The 21494-nt window shown below is 45.7% G+C and carries 19 protein-coding genes and 8 pseudogenes; 23 read left to right on the top strand and 4 right to left on the bottom strand.

The features are described from left to right. Positions 1-20: 20 nt before the first annotated feature. Positions 21-155: a hypothetical protein gene (locus ACLJNW_RS13475; protein WP_001675090.1), complete on the bottom strand. Its 135-nt coding sequence runs from the start codon at positions 153-155 to the stop codon at positions 21-23. A gap of 247 nt (positions 156-402) precedes the next feature. Between ACLJNW_RS13475 and ACLJNW_RS13470 the strand changes: the two are divergent. From ACLJNW_RS13470 to ACLJNW_RS13445, 6 genes and pseudogenes are all read left to right on the top strand, one after another. Beyond that, a pseudogene (locus ACLJNW_RS13470) lies at positions 403-575 on the top strand (RHS repeat-associated core domain-containing protein); the annotation flags it as partial. A 24-nt stretch (positions 576-599) separates the two neighbouring features. Further along, on the top strand, positions 600-833 hold the full coding sequence (locus ACLJNW_RS13465) for a hypothetical protein (protein WP_125541564.1): 234 nt from the start codon (positions 600-602) through the stop codon (positions 831-833). A 557-nt stretch (positions 834-1390) separates the two neighbouring features. Beyond that, entirely contained in the window at positions 1391-1708 is a 318-nt protein-coding gene (locus tag ACLJNW_RS13460; RefSeq protein ID WP_153274541.1) for a hypothetical protein, read from the top strand. After that, positions 1705-2172: a hypothetical protein gene (locus ACLJNW_RS13455; protein ID WP_001674144.1), complete on the top strand. Its 468-nt coding sequence runs from the start codon at positions 1705-1707 to the stop codon at positions 2170-2172. The genes ACLJNW_RS13460 and ACLJNW_RS13455 overlap by 4 nt, the downstream gene beginning before the upstream one ends. 29 nt (positions 2173-2201) lie before the next feature. Then, positions 2202-2355: pseudogene (locus ACLJNW_RS13450) on the top strand (RHS repeat-associated core domain-containing protein); the annotation flags it as partial. 124 nt (positions 2356-2479) lie between these two features. Beyond that, positions 2480-2758, top strand: a complete 279-nt coding sequence (locus ACLJNW_RS13445) for a hypothetical protein (protein WP_012543321.1) — start codon at positions 2480-2482, stop codon at positions 2756-2758. Positions 2759-2824: 66 nt separating this feature from the next. On the opposite strand, the gene ACLJNW_RS13440 is transcribed toward ACLJNW_RS13445, so the two are convergent. Beyond that, positions 2825-3139, bottom strand: coding sequence for a SymE family type I addiction module toxin (locus tag ACLJNW_RS13440; protein ID WP_011233128.1), 315 nt, complete (start codon positions 3137-3139; stop codon positions 2825-2827). 52 nt (positions 3140-3191) lie between these two features. Here ACLJNW_RS13440 and ACLJNW_RS13435 point away from each other — a divergent pair, with 52 nt between their 5' ends. The 11 genes and pseudogenes from ACLJNW_RS13435 to ACLJNW_RS13385 form a co-directional block, all read left to right on the top strand. Continuing rightward, positions 3192-3389, top strand: coding sequence for a transposase (locus ACLJNW_RS13435; RefSeq protein ID WP_001224041.1), 198 nt, complete (start codon positions 3192-3194; stop codon positions 3387-3389). Then, positions 3323-3896 (top strand): annotated as a pseudogene (locus ACLJNW_RS13430) (integrase core domain-containing protein); the annotation flags it as partial. The gene ACLJNW_RS13435 and the pseudogene ACLJNW_RS13430, both read left to right, overlap by 67 nt. Before the next feature lie 760 nt (positions 3897-4656). Then, complete coding sequence (locus ACLJNW_RS13425; protein WP_000839695.1) at positions 4657-5151, top strand: Saf-pilin pilus formation protein SafA; 495 nt, start codon at positions 4657-4659, stop codon at positions 5149-5151. An 83-nt stretch (positions 5152-5234) separates the two neighbouring features. After that, a complete protein-coding gene (safB, locus tag ACLJNW_RS13420; protein ID WP_024135809.1) occupies positions 5235-5972 on the top strand; it encodes a pili assembly chaperone SafB in 738 nt (245 codons plus the stop codon). Positions 5973-5995: 23 nt separating this feature from the next. After that, entirely contained in the window at positions 5996-8506 is a 2511-nt protein-coding gene (locus tag ACLJNW_RS13415; RefSeq protein WP_000669625.1) for a fimbrial biogenesis outer membrane usher protein, read from the top strand. 21 nt (positions 8507-8527) lie between these two features. Next, positions 8528-8998 carry an AfaD family invasin gene (gene afaD, locus ACLJNW_RS13410; protein ID WP_000266949.1) on the top strand — a complete coding sequence of 157 codons (471 nt, stop codon included), beginning with the start codon at positions 8528-8530 and terminating at the stop codon, positions 8996-8998. 407 nt (positions 8999-9405) lie between these two features. Further along, a complete protein-coding gene (locus tag ACLJNW_RS13405; RefSeq protein ID WP_000119375.1) occupies positions 9406-10227 on the top strand; it encodes a polysaccharide deacetylase family protein in 822 nt (273 codons plus the stop codon). Between the two features lie 82 nt (positions 10228-10309). Continuing rightward, positions 10310-10547: pseudogene (locus tag ACLJNW_RS13400) on the top strand (PerC family transcriptional regulator); the annotation flags it as partial. 496 nt (positions 10548-11043) lie between these two features. Further along, a complete protein-coding gene (locus tag ACLJNW_RS13395; protein WP_000970302.1) occupies positions 11044-11991 on the top strand; it encodes a LysR family transcriptional regulator in 948 nt (315 codons plus the stop codon). Positions 11992-12110: 119 nt separating this feature from the next. Next, a pseudogene (locus tag ACLJNW_RS13390) lies at positions 12111-12230 on the top strand (hypothetical protein); the annotation flags it as partial. Between the two features lie 80 nt (positions 12231-12310). Then, positions 12311-12472: pseudogene (locus ACLJNW_RS13385) on the top strand (transposase); the annotation flags it as partial. A 64-nt stretch (positions 12473-12536) separates the two neighbouring features. On the opposite strand, the pseudogene ACLJNW_RS13380 reads toward ACLJNW_RS13385, so the two are convergent. After that, positions 12537-13094 (bottom strand): annotated as a pseudogene (locus tag ACLJNW_RS13380) (ATP-binding protein). Between the two features lie 1034 nt (positions 13095-14128). On the opposite strand from ACLJNW_RS13380, the gene tcfA reads away from it, so the two are divergent. The 6 genes from tcfA (at position 14129) to tioA (ending at position 20735) form a co-directional block, all read left to right on the top strand. Then, positions 14129-14839, top strand: coding sequence for a fimbrial chaperone TcfA (gene tcfA / locus ACLJNW_RS13375; protein ID WP_001009503.1), 711 nt, complete (start codon positions 14129-14131; stop codon positions 14837-14839). A 50-nt stretch (positions 14840-14889) separates the two neighbouring features. Beyond that, complete coding sequence (gene tcfB / locus ACLJNW_RS13370; RefSeq protein WP_000287810.1) at positions 14890-15465, top strand: fimbrial protein TcfB; 576 nt, start codon at positions 14890-14892, stop codon at positions 15463-15465. 108 nt (positions 15466-15573) lie between these two features. Further along, a complete protein-coding gene (tcfC, locus tag ACLJNW_RS13365; RefSeq protein ID WP_000092515.1) occupies positions 15574-18261 on the top strand; it encodes a fimbrial outer membrane usher protein TcfC in 2688 nt (895 codons plus the stop codon). A 22-nt stretch (positions 18262-18283) separates the two neighbouring features. Then, on the top strand, positions 18284-19390 hold the full coding sequence (locus ACLJNW_RS13360) for a CfaE/CblD family pilus tip adhesin (RefSeq protein ID WP_000066475.1): 1107 nt from the start codon (positions 18284-18286) through the stop codon (positions 19388-19390). Between the two features lie 132 nt (positions 19391-19522). Continuing rightward, positions 19523-19978 carry an Lrp/AsnC family transcriptional regulator TinR gene (tinR, locus tag ACLJNW_RS13355; RefSeq protein WP_000219490.1) on the top strand — a complete coding sequence of 152 codons (456 nt, stop codon included), beginning with the start codon at positions 19523-19525 and terminating at the stop codon, positions 19976-19978. 139 nt (positions 19979-20117) lie between these two features. Continuing rightward, entirely contained in the window at positions 20118-20735 is a 618-nt protein-coding gene (gene tioA, locus ACLJNW_RS13350; protein ID WP_000241747.1) for a protein TioA, read from the top strand. A 601-nt stretch (positions 20736-21336) separates the two neighbouring features. On the opposite strand, the pseudogene ACLJNW_RS13345 reads toward tioA, so the two are convergent. Continuing rightward, positions 21337-21449, bottom strand: a pseudogene (locus ACLJNW_RS13345) (hypothetical protein); the annotation flags it as partial. Positions 21450-21494: the final 45 nt, after the last annotated feature.

Below are 21494 nucleotides of genomic sequence, written 5' to 3'. Positions count from 1 at the left end.
GTTTTTTTATTAACCCCCGTTCAGTCCACTAAACCAGCACATCCTTCACCCCCCTTAACCACCCGTTTAGCCTGATAAAGCTGTTCGCGCAGCTCCTGCACCTCGTTACCGTCCGCCATTAGCACAATACACCCGTCCGAAATCTTCACCGTCACGCCGCTCCCCGGTCTCAAATCCCGCTTCTTCCTGGCAGTCGCCGCTGGGGATTTGTGAGTAACAGGTGGTCATGCAGGTTTCGCTGTTGATGTGGCGTACGCTGGCGCCGGAGGTATTCATATTTGCTGACTAAATAAATTCTTAATTCTCCGCCGGATGCTGGCTGATTGTGGAGCTCAGGGTGAGTGAGTATGGGCGCGACATCTTGGCACCGGCCCCCCCTCTCCCCGGCCAGTGATGAGCAACCGGCTACCGGGGCCGTATTTTGACGATGAAACGGGCCTGCATTAAAATCTGTTCAGATATTATGCACCGGAGTGTGGCAGGTTCGTCAGTCAGGCCCGACAGGGCTGAAAGGGGGATTAAATCCTTACCACTATCCGTTGAATCCCGTCATAGATATAGATTCGCTGGGATTGTTTACATGTGAAATATGTAGTCGCATGATAGATGAGACTAATAATAGTCTGGATAGTCTTCCATTTAATCCGGCAAAAATGTTAACGGCTGGTTTAAATATAGCTAATTCTGCAAGATTGCACACAAGTGGGGTAGCCAAACTCGGGATAGGTATTGCTGCTGATGGATTTATTACATTGTCTCCAGTGGGCAATGTTTCTCTGGCAGGGGGGAATATCACATTAGCAACTGCTTCATATAACAGGGCAAATTTATGATTATCAGAATCACTTAATGAAACCGACAAGGATAGGTGCTGCAAAAATTTATTAGGTGTATTGCCTTATAGTGAACAGTTTGACGATCCAGATGAGCCATCAATTAGCGATATGTATAAAGAGAAATTCCATAACATGATGGATTCTCCAATGAATTTAATCAAAGAGATAGGGACATTGATGTTTGATGAATATGATTAATAAAATATCCATGTTGATCTTTATTATTGGAAGTATAATCGCGATAATATGGATATTATATGCCACTTTATCGAAAAGAGGGATGTTTAGAGATAATCTTAAAAAAATAATCAAGATAATATGTGATTTATTTTGGGGGATAGGCTGATAACTCTGAGTAAAGAATATCAGAGACTGTACATGAAATTATTAATCCTTCGTTGAATAAAAGCCGGGAAATCATTATGGGCGGATAACCGCATCACGGAAGATATGCAGTAACTGTACCGGTATGACCGTTACGGGAGGCTGACGCCAGAGCAGATGGCGGGGCAACTGGAGCCGGAGTACACACCCCAAAGGAAAGAGAGGTTTGTGTGTATTATTCATTGTGTGATCATAGCGGTATAGGTACTTCTGCTGGTTTGTTATTCACAATATCAGCCCCTGATGCTGATTTATCACCAGGAATATCAGAGTCTGGAGGGGATTCTTATGGGGCACTTCTTGCGGGAATGGCTTATACAGATGCTCGTAATAAAAATGATAGTTATAAATATACAAAAGGTGTGAGTATGGGACCCGGATTTGGAGACTGGGGGGAACTCACATGCTCCCGGCATTCGAGGTGTCTATCGGAGATTTTCGATCTGATGGATAAGGAATATGATTGGTTATCAGGTGAATTCAAGTGAAAAGAAATAGATTTTTTCTATCGTTACTATTTATGGTGTTGATTGTGTTGTTCGTTATTCTATTTTTTACATGGTTAGGTAGAGAGAATATTAAAAATGATAGCGCTATTCGAGACGTTGCGAAAGAAGGAGTTGATAAGCTTTTTTCTCTTTATAATAAAGGGGAGTATGCTGAGATATATGATTTGTCATGTGACTCTTTCAAAAATGCCACTGCGAGAAAAGATTTTTTAACAGTTATGGAAACTAAAATGAAAATACTCGGTGAAATTAAAGGGCGAAAACTTCAATATAGTAATGTCATTAATTCAAAATCCGTGGAGTTATATTATAGAGTGGACTATATTAACTATTCTTTAATTGAAGAATTTAATTATATTAAAAATGATGGACAAAAAATATGCTTGCAAGCAATGTTTACGGATGATGCGGGGAAACATGGGGAGGTAATTAAATTACATTAACGTGTGATAACTCCAGTTAGAACCTATCCCAATGCGATGAAGAATTGGGGCTGTATTATAACTAGCACCGTTCTATAATCCGGGACTGGGAAGGTATATTACGTAGATCCAATAGGGCTGAAAGGGGGATGGAACCGATATTATTATCCGCTGAATCCTATTGATCTTCTTGGTCTTATTACTTGTGGTACTGATAGAGGTGATTCTGGCAAGTTATTAAGATGAAAAATGGTTTAAAATAATTGCATTAGTGAATGCTCATTTATGCCTTTACCTACAAAAAGTAACGGATTTGCTTGCTGGAATTGTGTTAACGAATGCAAATAAAATCAATGCTGTTGATGTTTTTACTACAGGAATAAGTATGGTTAACGATAAGGATACAGCTATATTAATTAGTGATTTAATGTTGAGATTCGGTAAGGAACTTGATGAATCTGTTGCTGTTGTTCAGTCCCGTTGTGATGAGGATGAATTTAAGGTATATCGAGAAGCGGTTGGTTTGATCATGGGTGAAATGCTTATTAAAATAATGAATCCATTATATGAAAAACATCCCGAAATAAAACCAAAAGGATTGAAATAAAACATCTGGAGCCGGAGGAATAATGTGTAAAAGCCGGAGGGGTTATCTTTTTCCGGCTTTTTATTATCAATTACTCATTAACTCCTGTTCCGTTCTTTTACGTTTAATCACCGGAATATCCCCGGTATCGTTCAGCGCCTCCGGAAAGGTTTTTAGCCACGCTTTCACCTTCTTTTGATTAATAAAAGTCACGCCCATCCCTTCAATACAGCCAAAGAGTCCGTGGGTATGCTGCGGCGTAATCACGATGCAATCCCTCATTACCCGCACCTTGACGGGCATCCCGTTAATAAACCCCGCCTGCGGCATCCATTCACCGTACAAACGAACTGAAAGTCTCTCAACGCGTGAATATGTAAGTATCCCGCATAATCGAGCCATTCACATTTAGAGATCATCCGACATAATCAATCTGCCAACGCAGGAGATCGCTGTGCGTAAAGCCCGTTTTACTGCGCACCAGATCATCGCTGTGATTAGATCAGTCGAATCCGGACGGACTGTTAAAGATGTCTACCGGGAGGCCGGTATTTCTGAAGCCACCAGGGACAACTGGAAGTCTGGATACGGCGGCAGGGATACGCGTGGAATCACAAAAGGCTCCACCGTATTTACTGTCTGCTCAAGCTGAATTTTCGCCGTAAGGGTAAACAACGGCTGCCGGTACGCAATCCCTCGCCACTGGTCACGCCGGAAGCGCTGAACCAGAGCTGGTCTGTGGGCGTCGTTTTCGCACGTTCAATGTTGTTGATGACTGTAATCGTGAAGCGTTGTCGATTGAAATCGATCTGAATCTGCCAGCTCTGCGAGTGGTCCGTGTACTCGACAGGATTACAGCAACCGCGGTTATCCGGCCATGCTGCGTATGGATAAGGGACCGGAATTTATCTCGCTGGCACTGGCTGAATGAGCAAAGAAACATGCAGTAAAGCTGGCGTTTATCCAGCCGGGTAAGCCGAAGAAAAACGTTTTCATCGAGCGTTTTAACCGGACATACCGTACAGAAATACTCAATTCTTATCTGTTCAGAACGCTGAATGAGGTGCGGGAAATTACGGATAAAGGGTTATCAGAATATAACTGCGAACGTCCACATGAATCGCGGAACAATATGATACCCAAGGAATACCGCCAATAACGTTATCTGGCCGGAATCTTAAAAATGCATGGAACTAAAACGGGTCTATTTACGGGGGCACCTGCGATGAATTTCGCTGCACTGAAAAGCGATACCGGATGAGAGCTGCTTCAAATTAATGTGCCATGTTCACGGGGAGGTGGTGCGACGTTTGCATAATCCAGCAAGAACTGAAAGGAAGGGGAGAGCTTTTTCATGCCTGTATAATCAGTCTGGCCTGTGTCAGTCAGCTCTTAGTGTTGAGACTCTCATTGGAGCGCTATAATTGCTTTTCCGTTTCGGAAAACAAGATTTTCCATTAAAGATCTTCCCTGCGAGGAAAAGTTAACTAATAATCTTACCGTCGAGTTAGGAGACGTATGTTTAAATATAAACAATGTTGCAACGATGCCTGATAATTATCCTCTCTTCGAAGATAAGTTTCCCACACCCAGTGTGGTGGGTGTCATTGTAATGTTATCACTTGAATGTAAATGGAAGGTATAATTGCTTTTTGACTAGTATTCTATTCCACCCTGACAACACGATGTTAACATCAACACTGTTTATATTGGCAATAACGCAATTTTTTTCAGATTAAGAGGTGCTCTGATATATAGATTTTTATAACATTACTTATTTGAATTGGTAACAAATACCAATAAGTACAAGCTGTTATTACCAGCCACGGATTTTTCCATACGGTAAGATTTGGTATGGCGTTATGTATTCTGGATGTGCTGGATTATTTTAATTTGGTTTAAAAAAGGTGGTTATTCAAATGAAAAGCATGAAAAAATTGATTATCGCAAGTGCGTTGAGCATGATGGCTGCTAGTTGTTATGCTTCAGTTGTGCCGAACACAGAGCAACAGAAATCAGTGAATGTTAGCTTTGCCGCTCCCGAACATTTAACCATATCGCTTGACCAGATGCCAGGCTTAATGGCTGGGAAGAATGATAATGATATGGATATTGCGAAGCTTACAGTTGATTCTACTTCTATTAAAGAATTCGGGGTCAGGGGGATTTCTGGCTCGCTAATGAACAATGCTGGCAGTACATGGAAAATAACTGGTAAAAATGGTGGCAACCCAATCGTTGTGGGCTTTTCAAGTAATGATGTAGCCAAATCTCATGTCCCGCTAATGTGGAATGGGAGAGAATGGACCACCTTTGATACCAATGTCCCAGTTGATATTGTTGTAATAGCGGGTCAGGATATCTCACCTGATACGTACCCACTGACTGTAGACGTAGTGGGATATCAGCCTTAATAGTAAATAACTATTAGTGTATTGCGCCTTGTTTAAGGCGTAATACACATCAAATTTTTCATTTTTCTTTTACAATTTTTGATATGAAAACAATTAATTTTGTTTTAATGGCGGTAGCTTTGTTCGCCTCTAATTCTATGGTTTCAGTATATGCCGCCAGGCAGCAATTAAATTCAGCCACTAAATCATTCAGCGTGAAGCTGGGAGCTACACGTGTGATTTATCACGCTGGTACACCCGGCGCGACGCTCTCGGTGAGCAACCCGCAGGATTACCCTATTTTGGTTCAGTCTTCAGTCAAAGCAGAAGACAAAAATTCGCCAGCCCCCTTTATGGTGATGCCGCCTCTATTTCGTTTAGAAGCGAACCAGCAGAGTCAACTGCGTATTATCCGTACTGGTGGTGACATGCCAACGGATCGTGAGACTTTACAGTGGGTCTGTATAAAGGCGGTACCACCAGAAAATGAACCGTCGGATACACAGGCTAAGGGCGCGACCCTTGACCTCAATTTGTCCATCAGCACCTGTGACAAGCTGATTTTCCGCCCGGATGCCGTGAAGGGGACGCCGGAAGATGTTGCAGGAAATTTAAGATGGGTGGAGACGGGCAACAAACTTAAGGTAGAGAACCCCACCCCGTTTTACATGAATTTAGCCTCTGTCACAGTAGGGGGAAAGCCCATTACAGGGCTTGAGTATGTCCCCCCCTTTGCTGACAAAACACTAAATATGCCAGGGGGCACTCGTGGTGATGTCGAATGGAAAATTATTACAGACTTAGGTGGTGAAAGTCATCCGTTCCACTACGTTTTTAAATAAATTCAAGGATTTAGCGGCAGAAAATGAAGTTCAAACAACCTGCCTTGCTACTGTTCATCGCGGGAGTGGTTCATTGCGCAAATGCGCACGCTTACACATTCGATGCATCAATGTTGGGCGATGCAGCGAAAGGGGTTGATATGTCGCTCTTTAACCAGGGGGTACAACAGCCAGGGACTTATCGAGTGGACGTGATGGTGAATGGTAAACGTGTCGACACCCGTGATGTGGTGTTCAAATTGGAAAAGGATGGGCAAGGAACGCCTTTTCTGGCTCCTTGTTTGACGGTCAGTCAGCTTTCACGCTACGGCGTAAAAACGGAAGATTACCCTCAGTTGTGGAAAGCAGCAAAGACCCCAGATGAGTGTGCGGATCTGACCGCCATTCCACAGGCTAAAGCGGTACTGGATATCAATAATCAGCAACTGCAACTGAGTATTCCTCAGGTGGCGTTGCGTCCGGAATTTAAGGGGATCGCTCCTGAAGATCTCTGGGATGATGGTATTCCGGCGTTTCTGATGAACTACAGTGCGAGGACAACGCAGACGGATTACAAAATGGATATGGAGAGGCGTGACAACTCTTCCTGGGTACAACTGCAACCGGGAATCAATATAGGTGCGTGGCGTGTCCGCAATGCGACCAGCTGGCAGCGGAGTGGTCAACTGTCGGGGAAGTGGCAGGCAGCATATACCTATGCTGAGCGTGGACTGTACTCACTAAAAAGTCGTCTGACTCTGGGGCAAAAGACTTCGCAGGGGGAGATATTTGATAGTGTGCCATTTACCGGTGTGATGTTGGCATCGGATGACAACATGGTGCCCTACAGTGAGCGGCAGTTTGCTCCGGTAGTGCGTGGGATTGCCCGCACGCAGGCTCGGGTGGAGGTCAAACAGAATGGTTACACCATTTACAACACCACCGTGGCGCCCGGACCGTTTGCACTGCGGGATCTGTCGGTAACAGACAGTAGTGGTGATCTGCATGTCACCGTGTGGGAGGCCGATGGCAGTACACAAATGTTTGTGGTGCCGTATCAGACCCCGGCGATAGCACTGCACCAGGGATATTTGAAGTACAGCCTGTTGGCGGGCCGATACCGATCGTCAGACTCTGCAACGGATAAGGCGCAGATCGCGCAGGCTACGTTGATGTATGGTCTGCCGTGGAATCTCACTGCATACGGCGGTATACAGAGTGCAACGCACTATCAAGCTGCATTGCTTGGTTTGGGGGGATCTCTCGGGCGGTGGGGGAGTTTATCTGTCGATGGAAGCGACACACACAGTCAGCGTCAGGGGGAGGCGGTACAGCAAGGAGCCTCCTGGCGACTGCGTTACAGCAACCAGCTGACTGCGACGGGGACAAATTTTTTTCTGACGAGATGGCAGTATGCCTCGCAGGGCTATAACACCCTATCCGATGTGCTCGACAGTTATCGACATGATGGCAACCGTCTATGGTCGTGGCGGGAAAATTTGCAGCCGAGCTCGCGTACTACCCTGATGTTGAGTCAGTCATGGGGGAGGCATTTGGGCAATCTGAGTTTAACCGGTTCCCGTACCGACTGGCGTAATCGCCCCGGTCATGATGACAGCTACGGACTGAGTTGGGGAACCTCTATCGGAGGGGGCTCGCTGTCATTGAACTGGAATCAAAACAGAACGCTGTGGCGCAATGGCGCGCACCGTAAAGAGAACATAACCAGCCTGTGGTTCAGTATGCCATTAAGCCGCTGGACGGGGAATAATGTAAGTGCTAGTTGGCAGATGACTTCACCATCACACGGTGGTCAGACGCAACAAGTGGGGGTCAACGGAGAGGCATTCAGTCAGCAACTGGATTGGGAGGTGCGTCAGAGTTACCGTGCCGATGCCCCGCCAGGTGGTGGTAATAACAGCGCATTGCACTTGGCATGGAATGGGGATTACGGCCTGTTAGGTGGTGACTATAGCTACAGCCGGGCGATGCGCCAGATGGGAGTCAATATCGCGGGAGGTATAGTTATCCACCATCATGGTGTGACGCTGGGGCAACCTTTGCAAGGCTCAGTGGCGCTGGTTGAAGCGCCAGGGGCCTCGGGGGTGCCAGTTGGCGGCTGGCCTGGCGTTAAGACGGATTTTCGTGGCGACACCACAGTGGGCAACCTGAACGTCTATCAGGAGAATACAGTCAGCCTCGATCCGTCGCGACTACCGGATGACGCAGAGGTCACACAAACCGATGTGCGCGTGGTGCCAACCGAAGGGGCGGTGGTGGAAGCGAAGTTTCACACTCGCATCGGGGCCAGGGCACTGATGACGCTGAAACGGGAAGATGGTAGCGCCATTCCTTTCGGGGCGCAGGTTACAGTCAATGGGCAGGATGGCAGTGCTGCTCTGGTGGATACTGATAGCCAGGTTTATCTCACTGGTCTGGCGGATAAGGGCGAACTGACGGTGAAATGGGGAGCACAGCAATGTCGGGTTAACTACCAGCTACCTGCCCACAAGGGAATCGCGGGCTTGTATCAAATGAGCGGTCTCTGCAGATAGCCGATTCTGAAGGAGAGAATAATGTGGATGAAAATACAGCGAGTGAAAACGGTTATCTATAGCGTAACCTTACTGGTCGCTGCCAGTAGCTTGATGCCGATAGCGAACGCCGCAGAAAAACTTCAGACAACGCTACGTGTAGGGACTTACTTTCGGGCTGGGCACGTGCCAGATGGGATGGTGCTTGCGCAAGGCTGGGTGACTTATCACGGCAGTCACAGCGGGTTTCGGGTATGGAGCGATGAGCAAAAGGCGGGTAACACGCCTACCGTATTGCTGCTGAGCGGGCAACAGGATCCTCGCCATCACATTCAGGTTCGCCTGGAGGGTGAGGGGTGGCAACCAGATACGGTGAGTGGTCGTGGCGCCATTTTAAGAACCGCTGCAGATAACGCCAGTTTCAGTGTGGTCGTTGATGGCAATCAGGAAGTGCCTGCGGATACCTGGACGCTGGATTTTAAGGCCTGTGCATTGACACACGAGGAGGCGTAGACATCCGTTCCACTCATACTTCCTGTATCAGTGAATAAGGCGAATACTGTATATCAGGCTCGAGGATGTATTGAAAATTTACTCAAGGCAAATATGGTTAGCAATCTTCATTGCAGAAAAATCAATTGCTGATTGATTTTAAAATCTGAAATTCATCTTTTTTTGTAGGGAGAGGAATATTATGTTTCGTAAAATAATTTAACGGACACTGATGCCTTTATTATTTTCTGTTTTATGGGTTTGTTTGATTCACTCTTTTGTGAGCGGGGCTTTATAAGCCCCTGGTATAAGGTTTGTTTATCTGTCAGGTATTCATATGTGATATTTAAGATTTTATGTTTAGGGGGCTTTTTCTTGTCCCCTCAGGCGTAAAAATAATTTATTTTTTACATAAAGGAATAAAGCATATGTCTTATGCACGACATTTACCGGTATTAATGTATCACCATGTCAGTGATAAACCCGGACAGATAACCTTATCTCCCTGTACGTTCCGGGCGCAGATGAAATGGCTGGCTGAATCTGGCTGGAAAACCGTTACCGCTGCAGAGGTGGAAGCTTTTTATCATGGTGCAAGATTGCCTCGTAAAAGCGTCATGCTGACCTTTGATGGCGGCTGGCTGGATAACTGGTTGCAGGTTTTTCCGGTGCTGCAGGAGTTTAATCTGCATGCGCATCTCTTTCTTGTGACCAGTTTGATCAGTGACGGACCGGTCCGTATTCCTGCAGGCGAACCGGTGTACTCTCATGATGAGTGTCAGATGCTGGTTAAACAAGGCCGGGCTGATGAGGTCATGCTGCGCTGGTCAGAGGTCCGGGAGATGCACCTCAGTGGCCTTGTTGAGTTTCACTCGCACACGCACACCCACCGACGCTGGGACCAGAAACCTGTGTCCCGTAATCCGTCGGATTTGCTTCGTGTCGATATTCTTCTTAGTCGTAAGCGGATGAGGGAGATGCTGGGTTACTGCAGTCAGCATCTGTGCTGGCCTGAGGGCTGGTATTGTTCTGACTATATTCATGTGGCTGAAGAGCTGGGGTTCACATACCTGTATACCACAGAAAGGCGTATGAACAATCCAGTCATCGGTTCACAGCGTATTGGTCGTATCAACACAAAGGAGCGAAAGAATGTGGGCTGGCTGAAACGTCGTCTGTTTTATCACACCACGCCCGGATTTTCTTCGCTGCTGGCCCGGCATAAGGGGCCACGTCGGATAGCTGACTGAGCCGGAGACCAGGATGAAAGTGCTGCATACCGAATCCTCCCCCATCATCGGCGGGCAGGGGTTGTAGGCTATATCCCAAATGATGGTGCTGATTTTGAGCAGAAATAAGATAACACCGGAGGCCGTGATAGACCCGGTTGCGCAGAATCTGGAGGCAGCAGGTCACTGGCGCAGGGCTTCTACCCGCTGGCTTTTGGTCATGGGCGATTTTGAATGTACAGAGGCCCAGCGGGAGTGGTTGTTGTTGCGCCGGAATTATTGCCTTGCGCAGATATCTTCCCCTGGCGCCAGTAAAGCTGGATATCAGCGACGTGACGAAATGAGAGGAGCCTGCACATAGGTTTGTGTTTTGAGTAAGTGTCTTATTTAAACCGTCTGTTCTGTTTCCTCCGCTTTCACAAATAATATCGAGCCGGGTGGGGGGTACGCAAGTAAGAATAATCTGGCGATGTTTTGCTTGTTTCCACGGGATACTTTGTTAGGTGAACGATGCAATTAATGTGCTCCAGACTGCGTCACAGAAAAGGAGAATGCCTTTGCAGAACGGGTGCATGACAATGAACCACTTTATTATTGAGATCTGGTTCGGCGACAACCTTGACGATCGCTTCTGAGATAGGGTATTTACACTGAGTGGTAAACAGGTTCAATTAGTAACCGGAGATGGATGCAAAATCATGATCGATTCAGATGCTATTTTGCAGCCAATAGATTTTTTATTAAGATGATATCAAGGACATTGAGGCACACAATGACGTATCAGTAAGTCGTTGATAGCTCATTTGATATAAGAATTTCTTTTATCAACGGAAGATAATGATGGAACTGATCAATAATCGTGGTATGCGAGACTGGATGATATTTATTAAAGTGGCGGAAGTAGGGAATCTTTCCCGGGCTGCACGGGAATTAGATATTAGCATTTCTGCTGTCAGTAAATCGCTTAGTCGCCTTGAGAATTCTATTGAGGTTACTTTACTTCGGCGCGATTCACATCACTTAGAACTGACTGGAGCTGGTCAGACAGCCTATGCAAGCATGAAAAGGATAACATCTTCCTTTCAGTCCTTGCTGGATGAATTGCGAAATCCGGATAAAATTATCAGAGGGAGTATAAAATTTTCGGCTCCGGCTATTGTCTGTGAGTTTCTTGCCAATAAGTGGATATGGGAATTTACAGCTAGCTATCCGGATACAAAAATCTACCTGGATTCACGAGAGCGTAGCGATTTTTTTAGTAAATCCCTGGAGTTTGATGAGCTGGTTTTTAAAAGTGGCATAATCGAAAGTGAGGATCTCGTGTATCGAAAGATAAGCCCTTTAAAGTTGGTTCTTTGTGCGAGTCCGAAATATATCAGAAAATATGGCAGGATCTCACACCCTGGCGATTTGGAAAATCACATTATTGTGGGTCTTCACAATCATGGTCTTTCCGGACCTCTTACTCTTTTCCGTCAAGATGAATCATACACTATTAGTGGCGCTGTTAATGTTCATTTATCTTCCAATAATCTTTTGAGTGTTCTTAATTTGGTTTTAGAAGGAAAGGGTATCAACCTCATGACTCCGGCCTGGCTTGCCACCAAATACTTAAAAAATAATGAACTTGAAATTATACTTCCTGAATGGAGGGTTCCAGATCTCCCCATTTATCTTGTATGGCGTCATCGTCAGTATTATTCTCCTTTATTTCAACGCTTTCTGTCTTTTATTGAAGATAAATGGAATAATCGCCCACAAATTGATTTTCTGAATGATGATTAACCCGTTTGGAATGGTTTTGACACGTTCCTGACTTAAACCCACATGATGATGACTGAATTGAGGCATCGAGATATGCGACTGGTCAGCCAGTCGTCTTTTGACGATGCCCAATACAAAACATGATGCCGACTGACGGAAATGATAATACCCGGAAACAGGACGGGGCTGTTTTTGGGCAGCCGGAAGTTAAGCCCATACCAGAAACGTTGCAGTGTACTGAAAAATGGCGCCAGGTTGCACTGTAAGTATCCCGCATAATCGAGCCATTCGCATTTAGAGATCATCCGACATAATCAATCTGCCGACGCAGGAGATCGCTGTGCGTAAAGCCCGTATTACTGCGCACCAGATCATCGCTGTGATTAGATCAGTCGAATCCGGACGGACTGTTAAAGATGTCTACCGGGAGGCCGGTATTTCGGAAGCCACCAGGGACAACTGGAAGTCTGGATGCGGCGGCATGGAAGCTTCTGATATTAAATCTTGAGGATGTCAACGCCAGGATTTATGGTCGTTTTTCGCTATTTTTAATATCCGCTGTTTGATCACTTCTGCTGTCCGCTTTCCGCCATTTCATCTTCACTGATTGGCGTTGCGCTTTTGGTCAGCGCCCCGACTTTGCGTTTTTCCTTCAGTTGGTAACTTTCTCCTTTGATATTCAGTGTGGTTGAGTGATGCAGTAGCCGATCCAGGATCGCTGTTGCCAGCACGTTATCACCGAACATCTCTCCCCAGTCTGCGAAGCCTTTGTTTGACGTCAGGATAATGCTCGCTTTTTCATACCGTCGGTTCAGCAGTCGGAAGAACAGACTGGCTTCCTCACTGGTCATTGGCAGGTAACCTATTTCGTCCAGGATCAGCCCCCGCACATAGCTCAGTTGTTGTAGCTGGCGCTCCAGGCGGTTTTCCAGCTTCGCTTTCATCAGCGTCTACCAACCTGTCCTGCGGCATGAACAACACCCGATGGCCCACATCTGCCGCTTTCACACCGGGGGCAGCGGCCAGGTGGGTTTTCTCCACTCCGGGGGCCCCAGCAGGATCACATTCTCGCAGCGCTCCACGAACGCCAGACCGGCCAACTCCCGGACGACCTTACGATCGATGCCTGGCTGGAAGCTGAAGTCGAACTGCTCCAGCGTTTTGACTCATGGCAGACGAGCCTGTTTCAGCCGGGATTCCATTCCGCGCTGATGTCTGCCGTTCTATTCCTGCTGCAGCGCCATGCACAGGAATGTCGACTTATTTTGGGCTGACAGAGGCATTGGTCGTTAAGACTTGTATATTCATGTTGCTTACTCGCACAAAAGGGGGAAAGGAACCGTAAACAACATTGACAGGTAAGGGACTGGCATCAATTTGAATGGTGTTTTTTTATAACATTATGTTTTAAAAGGTAAATTGTATTTTCATGGTGAATTGTTCTGTTTTATATTGTTATTTATGGAATATTTAACCAATATTTCATATAAAAATAGTGTATTATATTGATTACACTTTGCTGGAGAGGTGTAAACATCAAGCGTAACCATATGATGTATATAAGTTTTTGTTTGCTGATATCATATTTTTAACAGATATTGAGCAAGTAAATCTGATCTAACTGTAACTTTAGTTTTCTAAATTAATTACTTTGCTTACTTTTTTTTTACCTGGTTTTGTAAAACCTCATGATGATCAGTCTATTTGTGGCTTTGTTTAAGGTTTATTTGGTTTTGTAGTCTGAATTGTATCTCCCTCCTGGAGGGCTTTCTTTAGATTCTCTGTCTCCTACGTTGTTATGTTACGTATTTGTTGCTTTGAAGGGGGGGGATACAGTTCCATTTATCTGAGTAAGTCAGGTACACAGTAACAACTTTCTTATGAAGAATTTCCAAAATTTTTACTGCTGCGTTATTAATTGTTCAGCGATTCTTACAGATCTGTCGTTCGCTTTTGGTGAATGAAATCCGTGGACTTTTATTTACTAATTTTTTCTTTCCTGAAAAAAACAGAGGTATTGAGCGAAAAATTTTATTCCGTATGATGCCCTCCACACAAAATGTATTAACACTGAATCGTAATTTGCTTCTTTATGCTGATAACTTTCTGTCTATGCTAATACTAAAATTTAGATGACTTTTATACGGTAAAATCTGGTATGAATTTTAAAGATACTCTTCCCGGGGTGTTTCTCTGTGTCGCTATGTTTGCATGTGGTCATGCCAGGGCGAATATGCTCGTTTATCCCATGGCGGCAGAAATTAATAGTAGCCGCGAAGAGGCCACCTCGCTGTTCGTCTATTCTAAATCAGATCATGTGCAATATATTCGAACAAGAATCATGCGTATTGAACACCCTGGTATGCCACAGGAGAAGGAGGTACCAGCAGGGAATGATATAGAGACAGGACTTGTTGTCTCCCCGGAGAAATTTGCTCTTTCCCCGGGAACAAAAAAAACAATACGTGTTATCAGTACTCAGGCACCGGAAAGAGAGGAAGCCTGGCGGGTATACTTCGAGGCTGTTCCTGAACTGGAAGATGATCCACAGGCAGGCGGAAAGCAAAATTCATCCGTAAGTGTGAATCTTGTCTGGGGGGTGTTGCTGCGTGTTTCTCCGTCAGACCCCAGGCCTGCGCTGGTAACGGACGGTCACCACCTGCTGAATACGGGAAACACACGGCTTTCTCTTATTCGGGCTGGCAACTGCGACACCACATGCCACTGGCAGAATATAGGCAAAAGTATTTATCCCGGCGGGAGTGCTGATATTCCGGCCGGAATAAAAAGTAATGCATTTCGTGTGGAATATCGTACGGGTGCAAATTCACCGGTAATCTCTGCTGATTTAACAGCAGCCGGAAAGTAAAAACACACGGAGCGTACGCTATACCCTACATTTATTCTCAGGGGGAGCGGATGTATACCGAGTGTACATATATCACTGTAATAAACAACAAAGCAAGGTTATTTTTTATGAACATGAAAACATCTTTTATTGCCGCAGCTGTGGCATTGGCCACCGTTTATTCTTTTTCTGTTTCTGCGGTTCAGAAGGATATTACCGTCACTGCCAATATTGACAGTACACTTGAACTGCTGCAGGCCGATGGTTCATCCCTCCCGTCGACTATGAAGCTGGATTTCATGCCGGGTAAGGGCCTGGTCCATAAATCACTCCAGACCCGCCTTTACAGCAACGATCAGACCAAGTCGGTTAATGTAAAACTGTTGAATGCTCCACAACTTATCAACGTCCTGGATCCCACCAAAACCATTGATATGGAAGTGACTCTGGGAGGACGGTCACTGACCACCACCAATTCTGTACTGGAAGCTAAAACCCTGTTCCCGGACGGAAAAACTGGCGATGCTTCAGCTCTGCTGAACCTGGATATTGGTCAGAAGGCTGGAGCAGCCTTACAAAACCTGCCTGCCGGTGAATACAGCGGATTGGTCAGTCTGGTGATTTCACAGGCTGTCACTGCCGGCTAATAACCGGTTATTAGCTCTTCATCTGATCCGGTTTTGGGGTGTCACCGTTCGTACCTGAACCGGATCCGGTATTGATCTTATTATTCATTGCAATTCAGGTCTCTTTACGTGAGTCGTTATTTCTGGATGTATTATTTACTGGGATTGTGCAGTTTTACCAGCCAGGCAACTCTTATTCCCCCTCCTGGATTTGAATCTCTGCTGGAAGGACAGACTGAGCAAATTGAAGTGTTGCTACCAGGGCATTCACTGGGATTATTTCCGGTGGTGGTTAAACCGGACACCGTGCAGTTCATGTCCCCATTGATGGTACTTGAAAGCAGTGGGCTTGCCGCGTTGCCGGCCGCAGAACGGCAAAAAGCGCTGGCTGCACTCAGCCGTCCGTTGCTACGTAACAGCAATCTGGTCTGTGGTGTCTCAGAAGCAAAAGACAGCAGCGAGTGTGGTTACGTGGCAACAGATAAAGAGGATGTTGCGGTTATTTTTGATGAGAACAACGGTCAGTTATCTTTGTTTCTTAACCGGGACTGGTTGCCGGATGAAGAACGACGTGATAAACGCTGGCTGACTCCGACCCCGGAGGGTGTCAGCGCATTTATTCACCGCCAGACGCTGTATCTGAGTGATGATCTCCACAGTCGTAATATGACACTGAATGGTAGCGGTGCCCTGGGGCTTGGTAACGGTCGTTATCTGGGAGGCAACTGGGCGGCTATCTGGAATCAGTCAGAACATTACAATAACAGTCAGACCTGGTTTGACAATCTGTTTGTCCGTCAGGATCTCGGCAATCAGTATTATCTCCAGGCTGGTCAGATGGATCAGCGGAATCTGTCCAGCGCCACGGGGGGGGATTTTGGGTTCAGTCTGCTTCCCCTGAGCCGGTTTGATGGATTACGAACCGGGACCACCCAAGCTTATGTTAACCATGAGGTGGACCAGAATGCCACTCCGGTTATGGTTCAGGTTACCCGAAATGCCCGTATTGATATTTATCGTGGCAGCGAGTTGCTGGGGAGTCAGTTCCTGACCCCGGGAATGCATACCCTGGATACTCACTCTCTTCCACCGGGAAGCTATCCTCTGGCGTTGCGGGTGTATGAGGATGGGATTCTGCGGCGAACGGAGACCCAGCCCTTCAGTAAGGGGGGCAATAGCTTCAGTGCACAGACCCAGTGGTTTATTCAGGGCGGGCTGGAAGATACCGGGGATAAAGCCAGCCATTATGACGGTGAGACTGTCATGGCTGCCGGATTCCAAACTGGGCTGCGGAAAAATATCAGTCTGACCGAAGGTATCTCTCTGGCACATGAGGCCTGGTACAGTGAAACCCGACTGAATTCACAGCATGCAGTGCTGGATGGCACGCTGGACCTTTCTGCCGGGATACTGCATGGGACAGACAGCACGAGCGGTAACACTGAGCAGGTGACATACAACGACGGATTTTCCGCGAGTCTGTGGCGTAACCATACGGAAAGTGATGCCTGTAGTGGTCGTCATCCACAGTCAGTGCATGCCAGTATGACCTGCCAGACTTCGATGAACGCCTCCCTGTCGGTTCCGGTGGGGAACTGGTATGCCCTACTGGGATACAGTACCAGCAGGACAGAAGGTCGGCCGGTTTACCGGGGATATGATGATAACAGTGACAAAGAAAATGTGTTCTGGCGACAGGCATACATCCCTGCCTCTCACCGCGAATCTGCTCAGGCTAGTGCAACGTACAGCCTTAATATGGCTGGCATGAATATTAATACCCATGGGGGAGTATGGCGAACCCGAAATGACGGAGTGAATGATGATGGCTTGTTTATGAGTGTCAGTGTGTCATATGCCTCTCAACCACCGACAATGACTGGCAGTAATGGGTATACCTCAGCCGGGACCGATATTCACAGTAGCCGGAATCAAAAAACACAGACGTCCTGGAATGTGAACCATGTGAGATCCTGGCAGCAGGATCTGTATCGTGAACTGTCGGTGGGTTTCTCCGGTTATAACGACGACAGCTGGAGCGGGAGTCTCGGCGGACGCATGAGCGGCCGTATGGGTGAACTGAGCGCCACTATCAGTAACTCCCATCAACGTAATGCGGGCAGCGCCAGTTCACTCACCGCTGGCTACAGCTCGTCTCTGGCGTTATCCCGTAATGGACTGTTCTGGGGAGGTGGTCAGGACGGTGAACCGGCCTCTGGCATGGCGGTGAACGTGGAGTCAGAGGGGGACGAGGGCAGTAGCGGGAAAGTAGTCAGCGTTCGTGGCAGCAGCCAGCCGTTCAGTCTCGGTTTTGGTCAGCAGTCGCTGTTGCTGATGGAAGGCTATAACGCCACGGAGGTGACCATTGAGGATGCAGGGGTTAGTTCACAGGGTATGGCAGGCGTAAAAGCGGGAGGGGGAAGAAGGTGTTACTTCCTGACACCCGGGCATCTGCTGGTTCACAACATCAGCGCCAGTATGAGCCGACTGTACGTTGGCCGCGTACTGGACAAGGATGGCAGACCGCTGCTGGACGCACAGCCACTGAACCATCCATTTTTGTCGTTGGGACCTTCCGGGCGATTTAGCCTGCAGAGCGAGCATAAAGAATCCAGCCTGTGGCTGCTGTCAAAAAACAGGATCCTGCGTTGTCCGATGTCAGTACATAAACGTCGGGATGTTATGCAGGTAGTGGGTGATGTGCGGTGTGAATTAAGTGACGTGGATGCCCTGCCACAGGCGTTGCAAATATCGCCGCGGGTCATCCGTTTGCTGAACGTGGCAGGTTTGCTGCGCCATTCCGTTCAGGAAGCCTGACGTAGAGATAAAGGCGTTAACTATGAGTAATAAAATGAAGTGGACGAGTATGACAGCCCATTGGTCAGCAATTATTAATTTCATCCGAAAATACGTTCGCTCTGCAAGGATGGTTGCAATTCATCTTCTGGTACTGTGGTTACCTGTTTCAGCTCAGGCTGAAAGGGAGAGCGACTATTCATGGAACCTGCCAGTCTCTGGGAATATAGACCTGAATGCACTCCCTGAACAACAGGATATATGGTCTATTAAGGTAGTCCAAAGGGATTTCGGTCTAGGGTACTTTTCATTAATGTGCCTGTCTGAAAACGATGATGTTTTCGGAAAATGCCGGACAAGGGTTCCAGACGGTGTGTATGTTCAACCTTTCCAAAACGTGCCATTACGGTTTACGCGGCAGGGTAGTGGTGAGACGATTACCCTGACCGTGGCAGGTAGGTTTGCTAATCATGATGAGGGATTTGCAGGATCGGTTACCTACAGAGCAATGGAGGATCACGTCATTATAAAAACATGGATTCTGCGTGAGGAGTTGAAAAAAATCCCGACTACCGGCATCTGGACTGCGCATCTGCAGATGCGATCTTTGCGATGGTGGAATATTCCAATCGGTAGTTTAGTGTCGGATATCACGCTGAATGTAACAGACCACTTTGCTGAAAATGCGGCTATTTACTTTCCGCAATTTGGTACAGCAACGCCCCGGGTGGACCTGAATCTTCACCGGATGAATGCCTCACAAATGTCGGGCAGGGCTAATCTGGATATGTGTCTGTATGACGGAGGTGTGAAAGCCCGTTCATTACAGATGAAGATAGAAGGAAGCAATAAGTCAGGTACGGGATTTCAGGTTATGAAGAGCGATTCTGCTGATACGATTGATTATGCGGTCAGTATGAATTATGGGGGACGAAATATTCCTGTCACCCGTGGCGTGGAGTTCAGTCTGGATAACGTGGATAAAGCAGCAACGCGTCCGGTGGTACTTCCCGGGCAACGGCAGGCGGTACGTTGTGTGCCAGTGCCCCTTACCCTGACAACACAACCCTTTAACATCAGAGAGAAGCGTTCTGGTGAGTATCAGGGAACGCTGACAGTGACAATGCTGATGGGAACACAAACCCCCTGACAGTAATTATTTATTTTATTGATATCTTTCTTATATGGTTTTTTAAATCAGAGTTCTCTTTATATACTTGTTTTATTTAATAAAGAGAATCTATTTACTTATGAAAATCAATGCGTGAGGTTCTGCTTTCCTATGACTGTGTATTTAGATGATAAAGATAAAGAATTATTGAAAGAAATCCAAAAAGATTGTGCACAAACTTTATGGCAACTTGCATATAAAGTGGGACTTACGCCCACACCATGTTTCAAACGTTTAAAAAAACTTAAAGACAGGGGGGTTATCATTGGTCAGTTCGCTTTATTGGATAAAGAAAAACTAGGTCTTTCACTTAATGTCTTTATTATGATTAACATATCTGAGGAGCAATACGCTAGTATTTCTGAGAAAATAAAGTCAATGCCTGAGGTTATTGCCTTTTATCGAATTTCTGGATCATTTAATTATTTAATGCATACAGTATTTACAGATATGAACGATTACTATAGTTTTTATGAGAAAATAATATTAACTAATTCTTCAATTAGTGGATCTGCATCGAGCTTTGTTCTTGAGCAAATAAAGGAAACAAACGAACTGCCAGTGTGAAAGTGTGATGTGTACTTACTGATTTAATACATTATTATCCTTCTTACGGAACAACAACGGCAGATTGCGGCTGTTGAACAAGGATTTTAATCAGCAGTGGTGAAATTAAGCGGCACAGAATAACACAGCGGAATATCACATGGTTAAATATCACCCCGTGCATGTAACAAAAAACCGCATTAAAACAGATGATGTTACTGATATTTATTTCGTTGAACCCTTCTGGAAAGAAGGCGAAAACCACATAATTGAGTCATTGATGTTTTTTGAAGAGTTACAAAAGTCATTTAATTTATTCAACCATAAATATGGGTTAAATAAATATATACTCAGGATCCCCTGGGAATTTGTGCTCATACATATGGAAAGGATCAGTAAATTAAATAGCGTCGGGTTATTTGCTGTTTCTGTTGACTTTAATAACAACCACAAATTTCTGAGCGAGTACATCAGGAGTCGCAGAGATTATGGTATGGAAGTTTGGTTTGATTTTTGTGGTAAACATTCTTATTCCAGTGAAATTAAAAACCTTGGGTTCTTTTTTCAGGCTTGCGTAGTGCCTCGTGATCCTAATTTTATTAGTAGTGTTTATCATTATCATAAGTTCCAAAAGATTCTTGTCGGGGATATAAATGATGTAGAACAGAGGGCCGTGTACCAGAACGAAGTTGATTACATGTATGGAATGCAATGGCCATCGTCATATGACGGTTTTTTCTTTCGGGATCATAAAAAAAATGAAACTTGGTGTATATAACAGAAGGAGTGAAAATTTGAATCAAAAATATCTTATTTATTTTTTGTTTAATTATTGTTTTGTTTTTTATTACGATTAAATATAAAGAACATCATTGTTCGTGCGGTGGGGAGGCTGGAAGTTTAGGGGATGACCGTTTATCAACAATTTTATTACAGCCACCATACGAATGGTTTATATATGCACTAGATGTATTATTTTAGTTTAATATATCGATGGTTGCTATTTGCATTGATGATGTTCCGTTACATTAAGGAATATACATCTGTATCTCGTTATACGCACACTCACATTACTAATCATTATTAATATGAGTGTGGTTCTTGTTTTACGCATGCATGGTTGCATGTGACGTTAAATTTAAATGAGCTGACTGTATGAATTCTAAATACTTTAGAGAGGTGTTTTTTGTCTCGGTAGTTGTTATATTATTATTTTATTTGGTGTTATTTGCAGCCAGTGCTCATGCTGAAGGCGGTTTCAGCTCTGGAGGCATTGGGTTATTTATGACGGGAACAAGAGAGATGCTACTGTAGAGATAATAAATTCTGCTAAAGATTCCCCAATTCTTGTGCATTGACATCCTCCACGTCCTGAAGGGCGTGGGTTCCTGCTCCAACGGGCTGCCTGACTGCACGCTCCTTCCACAGGCAAGCACGGCGTGTCCCGCTCTAAAATGTTACGCGCGCCGTTTACATCGGCGTTCGCAGTATATCTTCATACCAGACACTTGTAAGTATCTCGCATAATCGTGCCATT

The organism is Salmonella sp. SAL4457 (genome assembly GCF_046548235.1).
Classification (GTDB): domain Bacteria; phylum Pseudomonadota; class Gammaproteobacteria; order Enterobacterales; family Enterobacteriaceae; genus Salmonella; species Salmonella enterica.
This window is presented reverse-complemented; position numbering and strand designations above follow the sequence as displayed.